Annotated in this window: 17 protein-coding genes; 2 read left to right on the top strand and 15 right to left on the bottom strand. The window is 47.6% G+C overall.

Going from position 1 to position 17,813, the window contains the following annotated elements:
- Positions 1-177 precede the first annotated feature (177 nt).
- The 13 genes from AC1MEO_RS18020 to AC1MEO_RS17960 form a co-directional block, all read right to left on the bottom strand.
- Entirely contained in the window at positions 178-654 is a 477-nt protein-coding gene (locus AC1MEO_RS18020) for a VanZ family protein (RefSeq protein ID WP_480333064.1), read from the bottom strand.
- Between the two features lie 69 nt (positions 655-723).
- Entirely contained in the window at positions 724-2,199 is a 1,476-nt protein-coding gene (locus tag AC1MEO_RS18015; protein WP_480333062.1) for a S1C family serine protease, read from the bottom strand.
- 129 nt (positions 2,200-2,328) lie between these two features.
- Positions 2,329-3,120, bottom strand: coding sequence for a glucosamine-6-phosphate deaminase (gene nagB / locus AC1MEO_RS18010; protein WP_480333060.1), 792 nt, complete (start codon positions 3,118-3,120; stop codon positions 2,329-2,331).
- Positions 3,121-3,166: 46 nt separating this feature from the next.
- Positions 3,167-4,009, bottom strand: coding sequence for a MurR/RpiR family transcriptional regulator (locus AC1MEO_RS18005; protein ID WP_480333058.1), 843 nt, complete (start codon positions 4,007-4,009; stop codon positions 3,167-3,169).
- A 13-nt stretch (positions 4,010-4,022) separates the two neighbouring features.
- On the bottom strand, positions 4,023-4,919 hold the full coding sequence (locus AC1MEO_RS18000; RefSeq protein WP_480333056.1) for an ROK family protein: 897 nt from the start codon (positions 4,917-4,919) through the stop codon (positions 4,023-4,025).
- A gap of 81 nt (positions 4,920-5,000) precedes the next feature.
- On the bottom strand, positions 5,001-6,704 hold the full coding sequence (locus tag AC1MEO_RS17995) for an FAD-binding protein (protein WP_480333054.1): 1,704 nt from the start codon (positions 6,702-6,704) through the stop codon (positions 5,001-5,003).
- A 21-nt stretch (positions 6,705-6,725) separates the two neighbouring features.
- Positions 6,726-8,234, bottom strand: coding sequence for a sodium:solute symporter family protein (locus AC1MEO_RS17990; protein WP_480333052.1), 1,509 nt, complete (start codon positions 8,232-8,234; stop codon positions 6,726-6,728).
- Positions 8,235-8,257: 23 nt separating this feature from the next.
- The gene (locus AC1MEO_RS17985; RefSeq protein WP_480333050.1) at positions 8,258-9,124 is read right to left on the bottom strand and encodes an N-acetylneuraminate lyase; all 867 of its coding nucleotides are present in this window, start codon (positions 9,122-9,124) and stop codon (positions 8,258-8,260) included.
- Entirely contained in the window at positions 9,121-9,822 is a 702-nt protein-coding gene (locus tag AC1MEO_RS17980; RefSeq protein ID WP_480333048.1) for an N-acetylmannosamine-6-phosphate 2-epimerase, read from the bottom strand. The genes AC1MEO_RS17985 and AC1MEO_RS17980 overlap by 4 nt, the downstream gene beginning before the upstream one ends.
- Before the next feature lie 308 nt (positions 9,823-10,130).
- On the bottom strand, positions 10,131-10,427 hold the full coding sequence (locus AC1MEO_RS17975; RefSeq protein WP_480333046.1) for a putative quinol monooxygenase: 297 nt from the start codon (positions 10,425-10,427) through the stop codon (positions 10,131-10,133).
- 38 nt (positions 10,428-10,465) lie between these two features.
- Positions 10,466-10,894: a MarR family winged helix-turn-helix transcriptional regulator gene (locus AC1MEO_RS17970; protein WP_480333044.1), complete on the bottom strand. Its 429-nt coding sequence runs from the start codon at positions 10,892-10,894 to the stop codon at positions 10,466-10,468.
- 112 nt (positions 10,895-11,006) lie between these two features.
- A complete protein-coding gene (locus AC1MEO_RS17965) occupies positions 11,007-11,645 on the bottom strand; it encodes a nitroreductase family protein (RefSeq protein WP_480333042.1) in 639 nt (212 codons plus the stop codon).
- Positions 11,646-11,781: 136 nt separating this feature from the next.
- Positions 11,782-13,203: an IS1096 element passenger TnpR family protein gene (locus AC1MEO_RS17960; RefSeq protein WP_480333040.1), complete on the bottom strand. Its 1,422-nt coding sequence runs from the start codon at positions 13,201-13,203 to the stop codon at positions 11,782-11,784.
- A 176-nt stretch (positions 13,204-13,379) separates the two neighbouring features.
- On the opposite strand from AC1MEO_RS17960, the gene AC1MEO_RS17955 reads away from it, so the two are divergent.
- Positions 13,380-14,129 carry an SDR family NAD(P)-dependent oxidoreductase gene (locus tag AC1MEO_RS17955; RefSeq protein WP_480333038.1) on the top strand — a complete coding sequence of 250 codons (750 nt, stop codon included), beginning with the start codon at positions 13,380-13,382 and terminating at the stop codon, positions 14,127-14,129.
- 283 nt (positions 14,130-14,412) lie between these two features.
- Positions 14,413-15,516, top strand: coding sequence for a Fic family protein (locus AC1MEO_RS17950; protein ID WP_480333036.1), 1,104 nt, complete (start codon positions 14,413-14,415; stop codon positions 15,514-15,516).
- Positions 15,517-16,148: 632 nt separating this feature from the next.
- Here the strand turns inward: AC1MEO_RS17950 and AC1MEO_RS17945 are convergent.
- Both AC1MEO_RS17945 and AC1MEO_RS17940 read right to left on the bottom strand, forming a co-directional pair.
- Positions 16,149-16,454, bottom strand: coding sequence for a putative quinol monooxygenase (locus AC1MEO_RS17945; protein WP_480333034.1), 306 nt, complete (start codon positions 16,452-16,454; stop codon positions 16,149-16,151).
- Positions 16,455-16,525: 71 nt separating this feature from the next.
- Positions 16,526-17,593, bottom strand: a complete 1,068-nt coding sequence (locus AC1MEO_RS17940; RefSeq protein WP_480336134.1) for an S-layer homology domain-containing protein — start codon at positions 17,591-17,593, stop codon at positions 16,526-16,528.
- Positions 17,594-17,813: the final 220 nt, after the last annotated feature.

Raw genomic sequence — 17,813 nt, 5'->3', positions numbered from 1 at the left:
TCGATCCTCTCTAGAGTTATCTGAATTTATGGACTTCAAGAAATAATAGCTTATTTATACTTTTTTCGGCAACTCAAGATAATCCCACGACAAAAAAACTCCACCCCCGTGAACACAAGGTCCCGGATGATGGAGTTTATTATTTATATAGGAAGCGCTAGTTTTATTCTGTACAGTTCAGCGTTGCTTTTCCTCGAAAAACACGCCGGCGATTCTTTGCGTCGTTTTCCAAAAAGCCGGACTCAGCCCGCCTTCTGCCGCAACAAAGGCACTCAAGCGGTAAGCGAGGTAAATGCCGCCGATATCAATCAGCACGTCGCTCAATCTCCCGCTCCGTTCAAAAAACAGCTGCAGGAATTCCGTAAAAAAGGCAAACAAGCTGCACAGAATGATGGCCTTGCTATTGCTATTGATGGTTTTGGCCAGGATCAGGAACAGGATGCCGAAAGACAAGGCATGGCCAGTTTTCTGGAACACATAGGTTTTGCTTTCCAAGTGAATATCGCTGGTGATGAACAGATCCGATAAGTTCGGGAACAGGCGAATGTTAAAGCCAATTTCCTGGGCGAATAGCAGGGACTGAAAATTGTGGTTGTTGGTGGCCAGCAGGATGCACAGCGCCCATAAGATAACCGGTATGTACTTAGCTTTCAAAATACTCTTCCCTTCAGGTTTCTTCTATTAATTGTGCGGGAATTGCGTGGGTGCCTGGCACCCGCACAATTAGTTAGCGGCAATATCCGAAATCCAATAAGCGCCGTATTCATCCGCGATAACCGTGTAAGTTTTCGTGCGCTCCTCGTATGTCCATTCGCCAGCTGCATTCATGAAATCGAAGGCTTCATAAGTTTGGACCAATGCATAATCATCGTATATTTCCACGCCCAATATGGATTGGTCAATAAATTCAAAGACCATTCCCTGTCCGCTGATTTCATCGATATAATCTGAAATGCCAGAGTAGATCGCACTATCCGGCAACAGCATATCCGCCACATAATAGAAATCTTCATCTGCCAATGCCATTTCATAATAGCTTCGGTAATCACTGACAAACCCGCTGAGCGATGCTTCATCAAATAAAGCCACGGTTTCTTCCGGTTCTTCTTCGACAACTTCTTCCTCATATTCCTCTGTGTAGTCTTCATCGGCAGTTTCATCGGTGTAGGTTTCCTCATACGCCTCTTCTTCAACCTCAGCGGTTTCTTCCGGAACCTCTACATCTTCTTCAACGGCCACTTCTTCCTCCACGATGATTTCTTCTTCATAAACGGTGTCTGTTTCAACGTCATACACCGGCTCATCCTCGTAATCGTAATCCTCCAGCCAGTCGAAATAATCATAGCTGTCGTAGACTCCGAATACCGAAGCCACGGCTGCCGCCGACATGGGATGGTTGACCCAGTCCATCAGCGAGCCATGAATGGAGTGAAGAGGAATCGAAAAGCCGATCGCATTACCATCAGTATACAGGAGCGAGTTGATGCCGATCACTTTTCCGGTTTCGGCATCCACCAGCGGACCGCCGCTGCTGCCCGGAGCAATCTGTGCATCAATCTGGTAAATGTCCTCGTATTCAAAGTCAAAGCTGATGTCCCGGTCCACTCCGGTCAAATAGCCGATCGATGCTGAGTTCTCAAAGCCATTCGGGCTGCCGAGCGCAATCACTTCGGATCCCACTTCAGTCACTTCCATTTCCGCAGGCAGCGGTTCCTGCCCTTTATAGGCGTCTACTTGGATGACGGCGATGTCCTCGACATCCGAAATCCCGATCACCCGGCCCGGCACTTCTTCCCCTGCACTGTTGCGGACTGTAACGTCCGTAAAGCCTGCCACCACATGGGCGTTAGTCACGACCATTCCATCTTTGGTGAATAGAAAGCCGGAACCGATGCCGTTATCTGTGACAATCGTGTAGACTTTCTTTTGCGCCGCTTTGATGATTTCCTTTTTCCCCTGCTGAACGGGCTGCACTTCTTCTTTATTGTCCTGAACGATGAGAGTATCCGCATCCGCTTGCTTTGTCAGATATTGCTGCACGCCAAACCCGCCGCCCGCTGCCAACAGAATCGACAACACAATCGCAAATGCATGATTCTTCTTCGCCGGTGCAGCCCCGCCGTTTTCTAGCTGCATCCCGCACCCCTTACAGAACTTTGCTGATTCTTCGTTTTTCTCTCCACAGTTCCTGCAAAACATACTGCCACCCCTTACCGATTCTCTTCTGCTCATTATAAGCCGAGTGGTTATAAATGACTAGTAGTATTTAACTACATAAAAAGAAAATTGAGCGGGTGCCAGGCACCCGCTCAATTCCCGCTCAATTCACTATTCGATTGATCCCATTTGTTTCTCTTCAATTTTCAGGCTGTCCTTGTCTTCTCCATAAAAAGGCAGTACCTTGGACAACGCCAATTCATCGGCGATGATGGTGACGTCAGGATGTGTCTGCAAAATCGAAGCCGGGAAGTCCTCCGACACCTCGCTGTTCATCATCTGGTACAAGGCTTCCGCTTTTTCTTTTCCAGATATGAGGAGCAGGATCTTTTTGCTTTCCATAATGGAGGTGATTCCCATGCTGATCGCTTGGGTCGGCACTTCGTCGATCCCCGAAAAGAACCGGGCATTGGCACGGCGTGTGGATTGGGCCAAGTCGACCACATGGGTTCTGCTTGAAAACGGTGTTCCGGGTTCATTGAATCCGATATGTCCATTCAGTCCAAGCCCCAATACTTGAATGTCGATACCCCCAGCCCTTTGGATCTGGCTTTCGTAAGCCAGGCAATCCTGTTCCACTCTTTGCGATAGGCCGTTCGGCAAATGGACCTGCATGGCGGGCACATCAATATGGGCAAAGAGTTTATCGGTCATGTACCATTGATAGCTGTTGGCATCTTCTACTCCAAGGCCGACATATTCATCCAAATTGAATGTCGACACGTTGCGGAACGAAACTTTCCCTTTTCGATATTCTTCGATCAGGCAACTATAGAGCTTTTCAGGTGTGGAACCGGTTGCCAATCCGAGCACCGGAAAATCGCTTTGTTGAATATGCTCCACCAGCAACGCACAAGCGCTCCGGCTCATTTCTTCGTAATTTTTCACTTTCAGAATCTGCATGCTTTCACCTCGTAACGGCAGCCTATCGATCAAACGCTTTTCAGCTTTAATACAGCTTACCGGCAATATGTTCGGTAATCTCCCTTTTCACGCTTTCGGCATCCTTGACATTGTTCATGGTCAATCCGGTGCAGATCAAATCGATCAAATACAGCTGTGCAATTTTTGAGACGAGCGATCCGCTGTCTAACGGACTTTCTTTCGCAGAAGATAAGAGAACAAAATCGGCGTATTTGGTCAACGGCGATTTCACGTAATTTGTTAGGGCAATGACTGTGGCATTCTTTTCTTTCGCCAATTTGACCGCATCGACAATGTCTTTCGTGCTTCCGGTCAAACTGATGGCAATCACTACTGATTTTTCATTCAGCGAAGAAGCTCTCATGATCTGGAAATGCGAGTCCGTGATGGCATTGACGTGTTTGCCGATCCGCATCAGGCGATTTTGCATATCCAGTCCGGCAATTCCAGACGAGCCGATGCCAAAGATCACAACATCCTGCGCTGCATCGATTGCCTGGATCGCTTTCTCCAAGGTCTCCATGTCTACAACCTCGGATGAGTCTTCAATCGCCTGCACGATGCTGTTGCGGATTCGGTGGACAAAAGACTCACCCTGTAAGGAATGGTTCGCGGGCGGCACTTCCTGAGCAAACAGGAATTTAAAATCCTGGAAGCCTTTGAAACCCAGCTTCCGGAAAAAACGCAATACGGTCGCTTCTGCCACGCCACTGAATTCGGACAGCTCCGTCAATGAATGATAGAGAACTTTGTCTGGATGCTCCAGGATGTAGTCGTATATCTTGTTTTCGGATTTTGTAAACGTATGCTTATGCTGCTCCATTAATATGGAAGGTTTCGGGCCCGAGATTGTCTTAGCTTCCACCATGTCTGCCTCCCTTTCAATTCTCCAAGAAATGCTTTGCCGCTCCCAGTAAATTTGATTTATTGTCGTACTCGGCCATCTTGATCCGCAAATGCTTTTGATGGTTCGGCATGATTTTCCTATTCAGCGAAGATTCAATTGCCTGCTGCAAAAATTCCCCCTGCGCCGAGATGCCGCCGCCGATGACGATCAATTCCGGATTGAACAGATGGACGAGCGATTGCAGGCCAGTTGTCAGGTCGTCAATCCAATCCTCAAACAGCATCAGCGCTTTAGAATCCTTAGAGTTTACATATCTAAAAAACGCTTTTACGCTCATCCCCTCACCGAATTCTTCTGAGATCAACTGCTGAAGAGCCGAACTTGAAGCATATTGCTCATAGCAGCCGCGGCTCCCGCACGTACAGTTTCGGCCATTCGGGTAAAGGACCATGTGGCCGATTTCCCCAGCAGAAAACCCCGCTCCGGTGTAAAGCTTGCCGTTCAAAAACAACGCACCGCCAACCCCGGTTCCGATCGTCACACAGAGGAAGTTTTCTACTCCACGCGCTGCGCCTTTCCAGGATTCGCCGAGTGCCGTACAATTGACATCATTTTCAATCCTTACCGGCAAACCCGTATGGGCGGACACCAGCTCGGACAGTCTTGTTCCAGTATAGCCCGGCAAATTATCTGTCGCAAAGACCACCACTCCCCGCAAGGCATCAATCTGTCCGGCTGAGCTGATGGCAATCCCTTCGATTTCAAAATCCTCCATCATTTGGTCACAGAGCCCCAACACTTTGGCTATCAGGTTTTTACTGCCATTGTGGGCATCTGTCGGAACCGAACCATGGAAAAGAAAGGATCCTTCCTGATCGATGACCGCATATTTGATAAATGTACCGCCGATATCAATGACCGCAAGCTGCATCTTGTTTTCCTCTTTTCTTAATGAATAAAAAGAGAAAAACCGCATTCAGGCTTTTCTCTTTTCGTTTCAGGCGTTGCTCCTTCACTCGTTCCTAAATTCCAGCGACAGCCCGCCATCCCGTGTTTCTGAAACGAAGAGGCGTCTGGAAAATGCCGGATCTTCAGTAGGGTAATCTTCCCGGTAATGCGCACCGCGGCTTTCTTTCCGTTCCAGCATCGCGTGAAGCAGCAGTTGAGACAACTTCAAAAAATTCTTCGCTTTGATGACCATTTTCCGATTTTCCCGCCGCCTGAACAAACGGCTGATATCCAGCTCGGACTGGAGTGCTTTGAGCTGTTCCAACGCATCCATTAATTGCTCTTCTGAGCGGACGACGTTGCCGGCATACCACATGAGTTCCCTGATGTTCTCCACTGTCTGATGGAGTTGTGCCTGATCAGTTTCAGTGGATTTATCCAGCTCCTCGCTGCTGTCAGCCGAATTGCCGAAGGCGTTTTCTAAGTGCAACCTGGCTTCCCGGTCACTGATTTCAGAAGGATCCACTCTATTTAAATAATCGCCGCAGTCTGCAGCCGCTCTTTTGCCGAACACCATGCACGCGCCGGTCGAGTTGCCTCCAAGCCGATTGGCTCCTTCAATATTGCAGGACAGCTCTCCAATGGCATACAAGCCTGGAACACCCGTGCGCCCGTATGGATCGATAAAGACGCCACCATTGCTGGCATGGGCAAACGGCGCAATCCGCACCTCGTCCTTCAACATATCAATGCCCTTTTGTTTCAGCCAGTCTAAGTATACGGTATAGAATTCTTCTTTGTTTTCATATAATGTTTGATCGAATAGCAGCTTAAAACCTTTTTCGTTTCTGGAGGCGATGATTTCCTTCATCATGGCGATGTCCACATATTTGGATTTCAGCGAATCCGTAAATGGCCCATGGCTACTGCGGATATCCAGGCATTCTTTTTTTGACAGCCCTTCCGGAAGTGCAGCATCCAACAGGCTCTTGCCATCCTCTTTCACGATGTCTGTGCAGTACGCCAAGGTATGTTCACCAAATAAGGTCTTATAGCGCGGTGACGTAATACCAGGGATGAATTGGATAAATTCCATATTGACCAGGCTAGCTCCGGCTTCAAGGGCTAGGATATGTCCCGATCCATCAACATCATTCGGATTCAAATTATGCTTATAGAGACTGCCGAACCCGCCCGTTGCGAGAACCGCTGCTTTGCATTCCACCAGCACCACCTGATTGTGCTGATCCAACAGGAGAGCACCGGCAATCTGCTGTTCTTTTTTTATCAGTGAAATGACCACGGTCCGTTCCATCACCGTCAAATTTTCATAGCTTCCAAAAATACCGGCAACGTTTTCCCTAATCTGGTCCCAATCGCTCAGCAAATGAATATCTCGTGGATGCTCGGCAAAACAAGCTTTCCGCTCGCCTTCGAGCTTTTTGGACACGACGCCGATAGCGCTGTATTCTGCGACCCGGTCCCGGATTTCTTCTACATAGACTTCCGCCAAGTCCTGGCGATGCATGCCCCTGCTGGACGCTGCGATATCCGCTAAAAAAACCTTCTTGTCAGCTTCATTGCTCGTCACTTGAGTTCCGAGCGAAGCTTTTAAGGGATAGAAGCTTGAACCAGAAGCCAGTTTCATTTTTGTTGCCATCAACACATCATGTCCAAGGTCGGCTAACTCTTTTGCCACTTTAATCCCTGCCAGTCCACTGCCGACTACCAATACCTCAGTTGTGATTTTCCTTGAAATTTCCACCATGCTCCCACCTAAATCTAACGCTTATTTCTCTTTGACTACTTTATTGTAATCGAAGAACGTGACCCCTTCCTCGTCATCCCGTTCTTCTTTCTTGGCGAACAGCAAACTGAAGCCGTAGCCGAAAACAATAGAAGCGATCAAGTTGATGATTGAATAGGCCCATAACGTAATGTCTGTGAAGTACGAGATGTAGATAGCCATCAGAGTAGTGGCGATAAAGCCGAACAATGCCCCGTTGGCGTTTGCGCGTTTCGTCAACACACCCAGCGTAAAGGTACCGCCGATAATCCCGAGCGCCAAGCCCATCAAGCCGTTAAACCAAGAATAGGCAGAACCGACGCTGGAGTAAGCAAGGATGATCGCGAAGGCAATCGAAAAGATGCCGACGACGGTCGAGACGATACGCGCCATCCGTGTGCTTTTTTCATCACTCATATCTTTTCTCAATACTTGCTGGATATCGAGCGTCCAGCTTGTCGCTACGGAATTGAGCCCTGTAGAAAGCGTCGATTGGCCCGCTGCGAACAGTCCGGCAATCAATAATCCTGAAACGCCCACAGGCAATTCACTGACGATGAAATTTGCAAAGATCAAATCTGATTTCCCTGTCGGCATCGCAGCCGTTTGCTGTGAATAGAAAACATACAGCGACGTACCGATCAAGAAGAACAACGTAGCTGTTCCGAGCGACAATGCGCCGTTCAAATACGTCATCTTGTTCATTTCCTTCAAATCTTTCGTCGTCAAATAGCGCTGCACCATATCCTGGCTGGAGATATACGAAAACGTCGTCGACAAACCGGCACCCAGGATGATGATCAAAATGCTGTTATTGACCAGGTTCGGATCGAATAACGCGATGTCGCCAAAGAATTTCTCGTTGCTTGTTCCCACACTGATGACTTCCCCAAGTCCCCCGTTAATGGAGAACAACAAAATGATCAAAGCGAATATTCCGCCGCCGATCAAGACAACGCCTTGGATGAAATCTGTCCAAAGTACGGATTTCAATCCACCGAAAGCCGAGTAGATGGTGGCGATGACACCCATAAAGAGGATGATGACAATGACATTGATGCCGGTGACGGTTGCTAAGGCAATCGCAGGCAAGTACATGATGATCGACATGCGGCCGATCTGGTAAACGATGAAGAGCAGGCTTCCTAAAATCCGCATGCGCTTATCGAATCGGCGCTCCAAGTATTCATACGCTGTATCTAAATCCAGTTTCCGGTAAACCGGCAGGAAAAAGTAGATGGCTACAGGAACCGCGATCAGCAGCCCCAGTTGCGCAAACCACAATTGCCATGTTCCGGAATACGAATTTCCCGCAAGTGATAAAAACGAAATCGGGCTGAGCAAAGTGGCAAACAAACTGACCGAAGTCACCCACCATGGAATCGAGCCGTCCCCTTTAAAAAATTCCTTACCTTTCATTTCCTTTTTGGCAAAGGCAATTCCGACATACAAGATAAACAATAAATACGCAAACAAAATCACATAATCGATAACCGCAAATGTTCCATCCATCTATCCCATTCCCCCGTTAGTCCTTACAGATATTTTTTAGCAAGTTCACGTGCTTTGACCGCTTTTTCTTCTGTCAGCTGTTTCATCGGTTTTCTGACAAATCCAGCGTTGACTCCTTGTGTTTCGAGCATTTCCTTGATGGTCTGGTAAAGTCCGTTCTTCAAGATCTCTTCGATCAGATCATTCGTCACTTTTTGGATTTCGCGTGCTTCGTCAATCTGTCCGCTCTGTGCCAAGGTGAAAATCTGCTTGGCTCTTTTGCCGTTGACATTGAATGTACTGCCGATTGCCCCGTCCACATTCAAGACACTGGCAGACAATAGCATTTCGTCAAAGCCCGAATAGATCAGCTTGTCCGGATACGCATGCCGTAAGCGCTCAAGCAGGAAGAAATCCGGTGCGGTGAATTTCACGCCGATAATTTTTTCATTTTCAAACAGCTCGCCGAACTGCTCCAGGTTCATGTTGACACCCGTTAAAGCCGGAATGGAATAAATGATGAGCTGTGTATCGACGCCTTCAAGAATCGTATTGTAATAATCTTTGATTTCTTCAAAATCGAATTTATAGTAGAACGGCGTCACGGCCGAAATCGCGTCATAGCCAAGATCCGTTACGAAATGGGCCAACTCTGAAGCTTCTTCGATGTTCAACGAACCGACTTGCGCAATCAGTTTCACCTGATCTTTGACCTCGTCCTTAACGATTTCGAAAATCTGCTTTTTCTGTTCGGTGGAAATGAGGAAGTTTTCTCCAGTGCTGCCGTTGACGTATAGGCCATCCACTTCGGAAACCTCAATATTGTAACGGACAATTTCCCGCAATCCTTTTTCGTTCACGTTTCCTTGTTCATCAAATGAGCACATTAATGCTGTGTATAAGCCCTTCATTTCATCACCTGTCCCTTTTCTGTTTTTTCTTCGATCGCTTTTGCAAATTTCTCGGTAATCAGCTGCGGCCGTGTGATAGCGCTTCCAACCACCACGCAATGAGCCCCGGCGTCCAGTGCCAGCTGCGCTTTTTCGGGTGTATCGAAGTTTCCTTCCGCAATTACCGGAATCGTCAGCTGGTCGGCCATTTCCTTGACCAGTTCTAACGGAACCGTCCCGATTGAATATGGGGTATAGCCCGCCAACGTCGGTGCCGCAATATCCACGCCGGCTTTTTCCGCTGCAATCGCTTCTTCGATGGTCGAGACATCCGCCATGAACAGCTGATCGGGATACTTCGCCTTCACTTCGAAAAAGAAATCTTCGAAGCTCCTGCCATCAGGCCTTGCCTGATGCGTCGCATCCATCGCAATGATGTCCACGCCTTCCTGATAAAGTTCATCGATTTCCTTCATCGTCGAAGTGATGTAGACATTGTTTCCGGGATAATCCTGTTTGATGATGCCGATGATTGGCAAATCGACTTCTTTCTTGATCGCTTGAATATCTTTCACTGTGTTGGCACGGATGCCTTCAGCGCCGCCCATCTTTGCGGCTAAAGCCATTTTCCCCATGATGTAGGGATCATGAAGCGGCTCGTCCTCCAATGCCTGACAGGAAACGATTAGTTTGTTACGGATCTGCTTTAAAACCACCATTTGAAAACTCCCTATCTTTTATGATCAATGCCTATGTTTGCTGTTTCCTTAATATCGCCAGCTGCCCTCCCATTCATTGTCGAAATATTTTATTAATCGAACTATATCATTTTGACAACCAACTTTCAACTTATTTTTTATTTTGATTAATAACTATCACATTCGAATGAATTGTTTGGGTGCCAGGCACCAGTTCTCCAATCCCTAGTAGAGAAACGCTAAAAACATCAAAACGCAAGGCTCAGTCTGCTGCAAACCAAAAATCGCCGCCCTGCGAAAAGCAGGACGGCGATAAAACATAAATGGATTTATAATTGCACGGGCTCTCCGCTGAATACGTCGAGTTTCATGGGTGCTGCCATGAAAGCTGCCGCTTTTTGGCCAAAAGCAGTGAAATGTTCACTCGTGTTGTGGGCGGCAATCGCTTCGGCATCTTTCCAAACTTCCACCATGGTAAAGTGGCCATCCTGCTCAGTGGATTTCTTCAACTCGTAGCTGATGTTGCCCGCTTCTTCCCGTGAAGCGGGGACAAGTATCTTGCATTCATCTAAAAATGCCTGCTCTTGTTCTGGTTTTACCTGCAAGTGCGCGTGAATAATCATCATAATAACATCAACCATCCTTTTAACTATATTTTTGACTTTCAGTATTCACTAATATTCGTTTGCATGCGGGACAGCATGTCTGACAAGGCCTCTATTTCTTCGGGAGTGAAATCATGCAGCGATTGTTTTACAAAGCCCATGTTCTCTTTTCGGTATTCAACAATCCGCTTACGGCCTTCCGGAGTGAGGCTGACAAAGATGACCCGATTATCGGCAGGGTTTCTGCGTCTGACGACCATGCCATCGGCTTCCAGTTGCTTGAGATGGCGGGTGATGGCCGCTCCGTCGATATTGACTGCCTTTTGAAGCGTCGACTGGTTTATTTCATCTGTATTATATAGCTGGGACAACAGTTCATAGCGCGATGCACTAATGCCCGTGCAGCGTTCAAACTTTGGGTTAATTTGGTTCGCCAGTCCTTTAAAGAGCTGCAGAACTTGTTCCTGTTTTGAAAACGAACACGACATAGATGGACCTCCTAGCTGCAAGTTAAAGCCAATCGATAGCAACGCCCACTATTCTTTGACCAGTCAAATATAATACAAAATCGGCCAATACTCAATCTCCAGTCCCTTTTCCTCAGCTCCACGTGGTGATGGTATCGACCGGGAGGCGGTAGGAGTTGAACCCTTCATTCAGCGCTTTGCCGATCGTTATGAGCATCACCGGGATATACCGTTCTTTTTCCATGCCGAAAGCTTCCGCAATCCGCTCTTTGTCATAGCCGCCGATCGGATTCGTGTCGTATCCGTAAGCGCGGGCCACCAGCATCAGCTGCATCGCCACAAGGCCCGAATCCAGCATGATGATGTCCTTCAGCTGTTCAGCTGATATCCCTTCATACAACGGCTTGAAATAGTTTAATTGGAATTCCTTCACTTCTTCGGGCATATAGCCGTGTTCAACCGCTTTGCCATAGATCTCTTCAGCATAGTCAAAGTTTTGGCGGTCCCCAAAAACCGCGATCACTGCGGAAGCGCTCATAACTTTGTCGATGTTGAATGAAGCAAGCGGCGCGAGCTTTTCTTTCCCTTCAGCCGTGTCAATGACAAGAAAGCGCCACGGCTGCATGTTGATCGAGGATGGGGCTTTTGAAGCCTGGGCAAGGATTTCACTCATTTCTTCCCGGCTGATTTTGACTGTCGGGTCATATTGCTTAATGGAACGGCGTCCGTTGACGATTTCATTGAAATCATTTGTTTTTTGTAGGGTTTGCATGGTTTATGTGCTCCTTTTTCTCTGTTCTTTTAATGAGGCATTAATGCTTGACTCCTCAATCATTGATGGCTCATCTAATATAAACCGAATTGGCGCAACATGCAACTCTGAAGTTGTGCCGGTGCCTGGCACCGGCTCAATTCCCGCAGCATTTCTTGTACTTTTTCCCGCTCCCGCATGGACAGGGATCGTTGCGGCCGACTTTTATATCGCTGCTGCCAATTTCGTCTGGCACATCCGGGAGCGGCAGCGGCATCAGCTGTTCCCGCGGAAACAGCTCGAGCGGCTTTTGGCCACGATTGGCCCAATGGCGGGATTGGTTGGCAAAATTCGAGTACAGGCCGATCAGCTCGTTCAAGTCCCGCTCATTTTCGAATCCACTTATATTGATCAAGGTCTGCGCCGTCTGAGTCGTGGCCGTCTCGACCTGCATAACTAACATGATCTCTTTTAATGCCTGCTGCAGGCTGACGGGCTTGAGCGGTGGAAAATGAGGTGCAAGCTTCTGGTACAGCGCCTGATAGGCGGGGGTCGGTTCGATATACAAATCATCCATATAATTCAGCAATTCCGTTTTTGCCGGAACGTACCAGTCTTTTCCGGCACCACTGCCTTCAATAAAGGCTTTTGCTCCAGACTCCAGCACCTGTTGATGAATAAAATCCAAGCCATCCTGTCTGACTTGAGATTGCTCGATCCATTTCTTAAAGTCGCTTTCTCTCATGGCTTTAAACGCATGGCCGCTTTTGATGTACATCTTCGGATTTTGCCGGTTGAAGATTTCCAGAACTTTATCGACAGGGACCACCCCGTATAAATGGGTGCAGGCCTTGACGTATCCCCAGAACAGCTCCTTGTCGAAATCCGCAGGCAAGGCGCCCCATTCCACATCTTTTTCAACCGGCCGGTATTTATCCGACAGCACCTCATAGTTTAGATGATCAATTTTATTCCATTCCGTCTTCTTGATCTTTTGCTCAGCCAAAGAACGATTGATGCGGCTCCGGTTATAGGGTTCGAAACGCTGCTCCCTGCTCCACCACAGCATATGCTCAAAATCGTGATGAGACTCATCCGCCAGTATCGACAACAGTTGCTGGAATCCTGGAGGTCCGCCGACATCTTCCGGCGGCGCATCTCCGGCTCCGTCCAATACCGTCGGATAGCCAAAATAATAGTCATCAACCGTTTTCTCCAATTGAATAGCAAACTCCCAATTGTCGCCGAAGTCATAAGTATAGGAAAGCTGGCCATACCGCTCCAGGTAGTCATCAATCTTCAACGACTGTGGTTTCCGTACCGTCTGCCCGCCAACGCTTTTTTTCCGCTTCTTGAACGCCTCATAAACTTCCGGCTCATTGGTTACCAGCAAATCCTCTTCAGGCAGGCGGAACTCATGGAAATGCATGGGCCAGTCCATGTACTCACTTTGAAAATTCGTCATCTCTTGAATCACCGCATGCAGCCGCTGAAACGTCGCTCCTGCCGGCAAGATCACACGGCGCCACACTGCTGGTTCCAGTCCGATCATCTCCACTTTCAATAGATACGCCTTCATCCACTCACCATCCATTTTCTTTTTAGCTTATCATAATTGCGCGCGTTCCTGTATTGTGCGCGTGCCAGGCACCCGCGCAATTAATCCTTTCTGTTGATTTCAAAAACAGGAAGAGTAGAATAGATGGTGCAACGCTTTAATTTCCATCAATTTAGTCTTAGGAGGAGAAATCGTCTATGGGAAGATTGCAGGATAAAGTAGCAGTGATTACAGGTGGCGCCGGAGGAATCGGCAAGGTCACCGCAAAACGGTTTTTGGATGAAGGGGCTTCTGTCGTATTAGTCGACCTATTCGAAGATGCGCTTGCTGAAGCGAAGAAAGAGTTGGGCGACAATGTCCTGACGGTTGAGGCCGATGTCACGAAAGAAGAAGACGTCCAGAAGTATGTCGATAAAACCGTAGAACATTTCGGCAAAATCGATATTTTCTTCAATAACGCCGGCATCGAAGGCAAAGTCGCACCCATCACCGAACAAAAAGTGGAAGACTTCGATAAGGTCATGGCCGTCAACGTACGCGGCATGTTCCTGGGGCTCCAGAAGGTCCTTCCCGTCATGATCAAACAGAAATCCGGCAGCATCATCAACACCTCGTCTGTTGCAGGACTTGGCGGATCGCCGAATGTATCGCCATATATCACGTCCAAGCACGCGGTCGTCGGCTTGACGAAAGCGGCAGCGGTTGAAAACGCAGCACATAACATCCGCGTCAACTCGATCCACCCGTCTCCTGTCAACACGCGCATGATGCGTTCGCTCGAGACCGGGCTGCAAGTGGACCAAGCCACGATGGCGAAAAGCATTCCGCTCGGCCGTTACGGCGAGTCGGAAGACATCTCGAACCTCGTGCTGTTCCTGGCCTCTGATGAAAGCACATTCATCACCGGTGTCCAGTACCGTGTCGACGGCGGCATGGGCGCAGTTTAAATAGAATGAGTGGAAACTAAAGAAACAGCCAGCTTCGGCAAGAAGCTGGCTGTTTTTCTATTTTTCTTGAACGTGCGTATTTTCTTTTAAGCGTGCATAAATTCCGCTGAGCGTGCGTATTTTTTTGAACCGTGCATAAATTCCGCTGAGTGTGCGTATTCGATTGAATTGTGTGCGTGCCGGGCACTAATTAACAATATTTTTTCAATCTAAAATAGCGCTAAACCTTATTATGGTGTATTATTGATAATAATAAAATAATATTAACGTTAGAGGTGATTTGATGAAGACTCCTTATTCTTTGCCGTTTCTTCCATTGAAATTTGATACCGAAACTGAATTGCTTTTCTATAAAAAAGTAGTCATCGCTTCATCAAAATTGGAAAAACTAAAAGAAAAACTCAGGTACTCAGTGGTTAATCAATCTTTTTTGGAATTGATCACTTTACTTGAATCTGTTCAGTCCACCAGAATAGAAGGAACACAAGTTACATTCCACGATATGCTTGAAGACCAGCTAGATCATCAAGAGGATTGGGAAAAAATTGAAGTCCGCAATTATCAGGATGCTTTATCTATAGGTATTGAGGCAATCCAAGCCGGTTATCCTTTATCCGAGAGACTGATTAGGCAAATGCATGAAACGCTGATGCGCAAGGCACGAGGATCAAGTGGCGCTTCAGGAACCTACCGAAAAGTACAAAACTTTATTGGTCCGACCAATAGAATCAAAGATGCGGCTTATATCCCCCCAGAACCGCAATTAATGGATCAATACATGACGAACCTGGAAAGATTCATAAATGGTAATCCTTATGAGATACAAACCGAGGAAGAGTTGCATCCGCTCATAAAGGCAGCTATTGTGCATGCCCAGTTTGAATCCATTCATCCGTTCCTCGACGGCAATGGCCGATTAGGACGCATTTTAATTGTCCTTTACTTATTGCAGAGTAAACTGATAGAAACTCCTTATTTCTTTTTAAGCGAAGAATTGGAAAGGGAGAAATTTAAATACTACGCTTTGCTAAATGGAGTCAGAGGAATTGATAAAACTTCACCCGACTGGAAAAGCTGGATTAATTTCTTTTTGGAAGCCACCATTAAAATGGCCGATCATCAATATGCTAAACTGGATCAGGCAGAAGCCCTTTATCAAAATGGGTTGAAAAAACTATCGCAAACTTCAACAAAAACAATCTGGAAAACCATGTTTACTTTGCCAATCGCTAATGTAAACCAATTGGAAAAAGAAACCGGCCTATCACCGGCTACAATCCGGAATAGCTTAAAACAGCTTGTTCAGGAAAATATGATTTTTGCAAATGACCGGCAGCGCAATCGCCGTTATTATTTCTATGATTTGATTGGGATTATTAAAGACTAGATTCTGTTGAGTAGGTGCGTGATACCCATTTCCATCAATTCTAATAACATACAGGGAGAGAAAATAATGACTGTTGCCCTTAGGGGGCCCTGCAGATTCTCCCAATATATTGATGGAAGAGATGATCACCGGTGTCCAGTACCGGGTCGACGGCGGCATGGGCGCAGTTTAACTAGAATGAGTGGAAACTAAACAAACAGCCAGCTTCTTGCCGAAGCTGGCTGTTTTTCTATTTTTCTCGAACGTGCGTATTTTCTTTTAAGCGTGCATAAATTCCGCCAAGCGTGCGTATTTTTTTCGCACCGTGCATAAACTCCACCGAGCGTGCGTATTTTTTTCGCACCGTGCATAAACTCCGCCGAGCGTGCGTATTTTTTTCGCACCGTGCATAAACTCCGCCGAGCGTGCGTATTCGATTGAATTGTGTGCGTGCCAGGCACCAAATATCCAATTCCTACAACGGAAAAAATAAAGGTATCACGATCATCGTCACCACTAACATGATCAGCTGGAGCGGGATGCCCGCTTTGGCAAAATCGCTGAATTTGTAGCCGCCTGCGGTCATGACGAGCGCAGGCGGTCGGCGAGGCGATCGGTGTCGCTAACGCCAAAAGCAGAGCGGCGATCAAAGATTAAGGTATTTCCACTTGGATAGACTCGCCGTCAAACACCTTCAGCTCCAATGGCGCAGCCATAAAAGCCGGCGCTTTTTGAAAAAAGGATGTGAAATGTTCACTTGCCATATGCGCCGACGCCGCTTCGAAATCCTTCCAAACTTCCACCATCGCATAAAGGTCATCCCGTTCAGTGGATTTCATCAATTCATAGCTGATGTTGCCGGCTTCTGGAAGCGTTTCTTGAATAAGCGTTCTGATTTCCTCTAAAAATACAGGTTCTTTATCAGGTTGTATTTGCAAGTATGCATGAGCGATAATCATCTTGAATCACCTGTCCTTTACTCGTTTTTTTTGCCCCGCGTGAATTGTGTGCGTGCCAGGCACCAGAACCTCTACTCCACGCTCACCAATTCGCTCTCCACACGCCCCTGCGCGTTGATGGATTTGATGGTCGCAAAACCTTCCGCCATGTAATACTTGAAGCCGTCTTGCGTCGTCACTTCCGTGGCGTTTGTAAATGTCTTGTACGGGGTCTCAACTGTCCTATTGACACCTGTGATGGTACGGATAATCGTTTCGTCACCCAACCCGACATCAAAAGTTTTACCCACCCCGACCGGATACACGAGCGCCACATCGTACTCGGAATACGGATAGCCGAATGCAAACAGCTGGCGGCTTTCGAATTCCAGGTATTCATAACTGTCGCCATCCACATCCGCTGTCCACATGAATCCATAACTCAAGCCACCCCGGTCCGGCACATCCACAAACCGGTGGACGGCTGTCGTCCCGTCTGACATGCGGTACGTGTAAGCTTTGGTTTTGTCTTTCATGTAAGAACGGGCAATGACCGCATCATTTTTAAATGCCGGCTCCAAGGCGCGCGCCAGGAAAGCGGAAAACTGGCCGCGCGTCACGGCCTGCTTCGGCCGGAACGTATTGTCGGGATAGCCGATGGTGATGTTGACCGCTAAGATCTTGCTGATGGCTTCTGTGTAATAGGCGTTTTGCGGCACATCCGTAAACGGCTGGTTGAACGTGAATGCCAAATCAAAGACCCGTTCGATGATCAACGCCATATCCCCTCGGATGATCGGCGCATTCGGACGAAATGTCCCGTCACCATTCCCCAGGATATACCCCGCTTCCGCCGCCTCAGCGATATAACCGCTGGCATAATGCCCAGCCGGCACATCACGGAACGGCGTGGCCCGCTTCGTTCCATCCAAGCCTTTTAGACGCCCGATCATTACGGTCGCCTCCGCACGGGTCACGTCTCTATCCGGCCGGACCGTGCCATCCGGATAGCCCGTAATCACTCCTTTCTCCATCAAATAGGTCATTTCCTCATAAAACAGATGATCTTCCCGCAAATCCGGGGCGGCAGCAGCAACAGGAATGGCCAAAAATAAAGACAGCACAATGACAAACAGACCCATCAGCCCTCTCACAATCATCACTCCTCCGTTCCTTTATCCAGCTTCTTGCCCTTAGTTTAACAGCAAATTCCTATTAATACCTCTATAAATTACTAAAAATTCAGAAAATAATAAATCCAATAAAAGTGCTGTTCAAACGTTGGATTAGCTTCCTTTTTATTACCTGTCCTGAACAAAACATCCCAATCCCAAAAAATTCCGACAACAAAGGGTGACCCCTGCCCCGCTCTTCGATACA

Source organism: Planococcus sp. BI3, assembly GCF_056680115.1.
Note: the sequence above shows the minus strand (reverse complement) of the source record. Positions and strands in the feature narration are given on the sequence as shown.